The sequence below is a fragment of the Kribbella sp. genome (assembly GCF_035687465.1).
In the GTDB taxonomy this organism is placed as follows: domain Bacteria; phylum Actinomycetota; class Actinomycetes; order Propionibacteriales; family Kribbellaceae; genus Kribbella.
This window is the reverse complement of sequence record NZ_DASRXP010000402.1, coordinates 1-3,393: the sequence shown is the minus strand read 5'-3', so window position 1 is coordinate 3,393 and position 3,393 is coordinate 1. Positions and strand designations below refer to the sequence as shown.

Below are 3,393 nucleotides of genomic sequence, written 5' to 3'. Positions count from 1 at the left end.
ACCGGAAACGGTGCTGGTGCGCGTTCCGGCCGAGGTGGCCAGGCCGGTCGGGGCCCGGCTCGGCGTTTCCGTGGATGACGTGCCCGTCCTGCGTGGACGGGCGGTTGGTGCTCGGGCCACAGCGGTGTCGGCACGCGCTTTCAGTGCAGGGGGTGTGGTCTACCTGCCGGATGAGGCCGGCGACCTCGCGGAGCCCGGAGTACAGGCCTTACTGGCGCACGAACTCGTGCACGTGGCCCAGCAGCACGCGCTCGGTGCTGAGCTGCCGTTGGCCGACACGTTGGCAGGACAGCAGTTGGAGGACAGCGCAGTACGAACGGAGCAGTGGTTTCGGTCGCAGGAAGGCTCGCCGGCACCGCTGGTTCATCGGCGGTCATCGGGGGCCGGGGGTGACCCTGCTGGTTCGCCTGAGCAGCTGCAGCGTGCGACGGTCGAGATGATGCCGTTCGCGCTTCCTTCCCAGCGCAGCGAGGGCGACGGTTGGGGGCCGCTCGATCACCCTGAACTTCCTGATCCGTCCGGCCATCAGCACCAGGCCGAGCTGCCGATCAGACCGCCTGAGCCCTTCCCGGCCGGGCACCACGGGTCGGGCTTCGAGTGGCAGCTGACCGAACGGCCTGCCGGTCACCCGGCGAGTGCGGACACCGCGGTACTTGACCGGCTCGATCGGCTGGAGGGGGCGATCGGCCGGATCCGGGCGGACCTGGACTCCGACGAGGAGCGTGACGATCTACTCGCGCGCCTCGACGACCCGCGAATGCTCAGCCGGCTGGCCGAGCGGCTGTACACGAACCTGCGCCACCGGCTCCGCGCCGAACTGCTGATCGACCGGGAGCGTCACGGTGCTCTCGCGGACTTCCGTTAGGAGACGAGCCGATGTCACCGTCACTCAACCCCGCCAAGGCGCTCGAGCAGCTCACCGGCCAGGTCGGGATGTCGCACCGCTACGTGATCGAGATCGACAAGAGCAAGTACCAGCTGGGGGACTGGACGAAGGCGTCCGGCCTCGAGGTCAGCCTGCAGAAACTCGCCTATCGAGTCGGTGGGATGAGCCACGAGTCCCTGGTGCCGGGCAGCGTGACGTATTCCAACATCAGTCTGTCGCGCGCTGCTGGGCGGGATTCCGACAAGGTCCAGCAGTGGCTTGCCGACGTCAGCCGCGACTACGAGTCGCTGAGCGGCGCCATCTATCTGCTCGACTTCCTCGGGATGAGAGCGGCCAGCTGGGAGCTTCGCGAGTTCTTCCCGATCTCGTGGAAGTTGAGCGAGTTCGACTCCGGTGGTTCACGCCCGGCGATCGAGACCCTCACGATCGCCCATACCGGCTTCCTCAATGCTGAGAGCAGGTTCAGATGATGCCCATCGGTATGCAGCCGCTGACGAATCCGGCGCAGGCCCTGGGTGGCTTGATGCTTCCCAGGGGCCGGAAGGCCACCTCGCCGGTACCGCGGTACGGCATGACGATGTGGTTCAACGTGGTGGTCCCCGAGTTGGACAAGGGCAGCGGTTCGAGCTCGCTCGGGTCCTGGTCGGGATGCTCGGGACTGTCGGTGAAGTTCGCTCCGGAAGGCCCTGTGGACGAGGGCGGGAACTATGGTGCGCCGCGTTATCTGCCCGGGAAGATCAGCTATCCCGAGGTGACGCTGGAAAGAGCCATGACCAAGGAGGGGACGAAGAAGGTCAGAGCCTGGCTGGAGCATCAGACCCAGCAGTGGGCTCGGGCCGACCCCAAGCGCGGTGAGACCGTGGTCATCGAGCTCTACAGCGGAGTGGGACGCGGCGGCAAGGTGATTCACCGCTGGGAACTGCACGACGCGATCCCGGTCTGCTGGACGATCCCACCGTTGTCCACCAGCGGTGGCGGAGCCATTGCGATGGAGAAGCTCACCCTCGCCCACGGGGGATTCCTGAAACGAGTCGAACCGGTTCCGGGGTCCCGGTTGAAGCTGGTGGAGAAAGACTCCCACCACCATGAGCTGGACTTCCTGTACAACCCCGCGAAGATCACCGTCACCAAGTCGCGCGAGGCCGAGACCAAGCACACCAAGACCCTGGCGTCGCCCGCGCTCGTGGACCCGAACAGTATGAGTATCACGCTGGGCGAACTGCAGTTCCAAGGACACGAGGCGATCGCGAAAGCCGCGCGGCTCCTGAAACGATGGGTCGGGCTGGAGCCGGTGGCCAGCAGGCCGATCCAGGCGCCGGGACCGGCGGAGGCCACAGACCCTGAAGTGTGCGTCACCTGCAAGCAGAAGAAGCCGGATGCCGCCAAGGCGGAAGCAGCTGGTAAGCCCAGGGTATTGCGGCTGCGGTGGAGCACTAGTCGTGGCGGCTTGCCTTCGGAGATGGTCCTGAAGAGCTATACGCTGAACTTCGTCCAATTCGCACCGGACGGCCGGCCCAACCGGGCGACAGCGTCGCTCACCCTGCAGGAGTTCGAGTCCGTGACGATCGGCGGTCACCGCCTCGGTGCCCCTGCGAAGCCGCCGGCAGCGACCGGAGCAGGGTCATGACGATCGCGCCGGGCCTGCGTCCAGAAGCTGAAACTCCGGTACTGGCCGCGGTGTACCTCGGACCCGCGCGGAGGTTGCTGGCGGACGAACTGGCGGACACCATCGTCCGGGTCGTGGTGGATGTCAGCCTGCACCTGCCGGGGATGTTCGAGATCGTCTTCGACGACTGGGGGACGACGGATCGGCTGCTGTCGGCCCTGCCGATCGGGACCGAGATCGGGATCGCGGCGGCCTCCCCGCTGCGGGTCGAGGATCCCCGGATGCTGATCACCGGTGAGGTGACCGCGCTAGAGGCGGAGTACGGCGAGACTGCCCAGCTCACGGTGCGTGGCTATACCGAGGACCATCGGCTGCAGCGGGCCCGACGGACCCGGAGCTTCGTCAGCATGACCGATTCGGACATCGCCAAAAAGGTTGCCCAGAGCAATGGATTGACGCTCGGTGAGATCACGCCGAGCCGGACGGTGCATGCGCACGTCGGGCAGGTGAACCAGACGGATTGGGAGTTCCTGTCCGGACGTGCGATGGCCATCGGGTGTCAGGTGGGTGTCTCGCAAGGCAAGTTCTTCTTCCGGAAAGAAGCCCCTGGTGCTCCGGTCGCACTGATGATGCTCTCGAACCTGCTCAGCTTTTCACCGCGGGTGACGGCCGGAAACCTCGCACCGGAGGCCGAGGTCCGGGTCTGGGACCCGCTGGCGGCGAAGGTGGTCAGCGAGCGGGTTCAGGTCGGCTCGGAGAACACCGCCGTCGGGGTGGAGGTTCAAGCGACGTTGGCGAATCTACGGGGTCGCACGGCCCAGCAGAGCCCGAAGCAGCCGAGCGCGTCCGGGGCGTCGATGGGGCCGGCGCCCTCGGAACAGGCAACAGTCGTGGTGGACCA

The 3,393-nt window shown here is 66.6% G+C and carries 4 protein-coding genes; all 4 read left to right on the top strand.

Going from position 1 to position 3,393, the window contains the following annotated elements; genetic code table 11:
- A partial coding sequence (locus VFG33_RS20920) for an eCIS core domain-containing protein (protein WP_325054598.1) occupies nucleotides 1-865 on the top strand: 865 nt, incomplete at its 5' end.
- 11 nt (nucleotides 866-876) lie between these two features.
- Nucleotides 877-1,356: a phage tail protein gene (locus VFG33_RS20915; protein ID WP_325054597.1), complete on the top strand. Its 480-nt coding sequence runs from the start codon at nucleotides 877-879 to the stop codon at nucleotides 1,354-1,356.
- On the top strand, nucleotides 1,353-2,513 hold the full coding sequence (locus VFG33_RS20910; RefSeq protein ID WP_325054596.1) for a contractile injection system inner tube protein: 1,161 nt from the start codon (nucleotides 1,353-1,355) through the stop codon (nucleotides 2,511-2,513). Before VFG33_RS20915 ends, VFG33_RS20910 begins: the two co-directional genes overlap by 4 nt.
- On the top strand, nucleotides 2,510-3,393 hold an 884-nt coding region (locus VFG33_RS20905), incomplete at its 3' end, for a type VI secretion system Vgr family protein (RefSeq protein ID WP_414672971.1). The genes VFG33_RS20910 and VFG33_RS20905, both read left to right, overlap by 4 nt.

Bases quoted from the DNA above. Each gene is read 5' to 3' on its own strand.
- VFG33_RS20915 (WP_325054597.1), top strand. From the start codon at position 877: ATGTCACCGTCACTCAACCCCGCCAAGGCGCTCGAGCAGCTCACCGGC.
- VFG33_RS20910 (WP_325054596.1), top strand. From the start codon at position 1,353: ATGATGCCCATCGGTATGCAGCCGCTGACGAATCCGGCGCAGGCCCTG.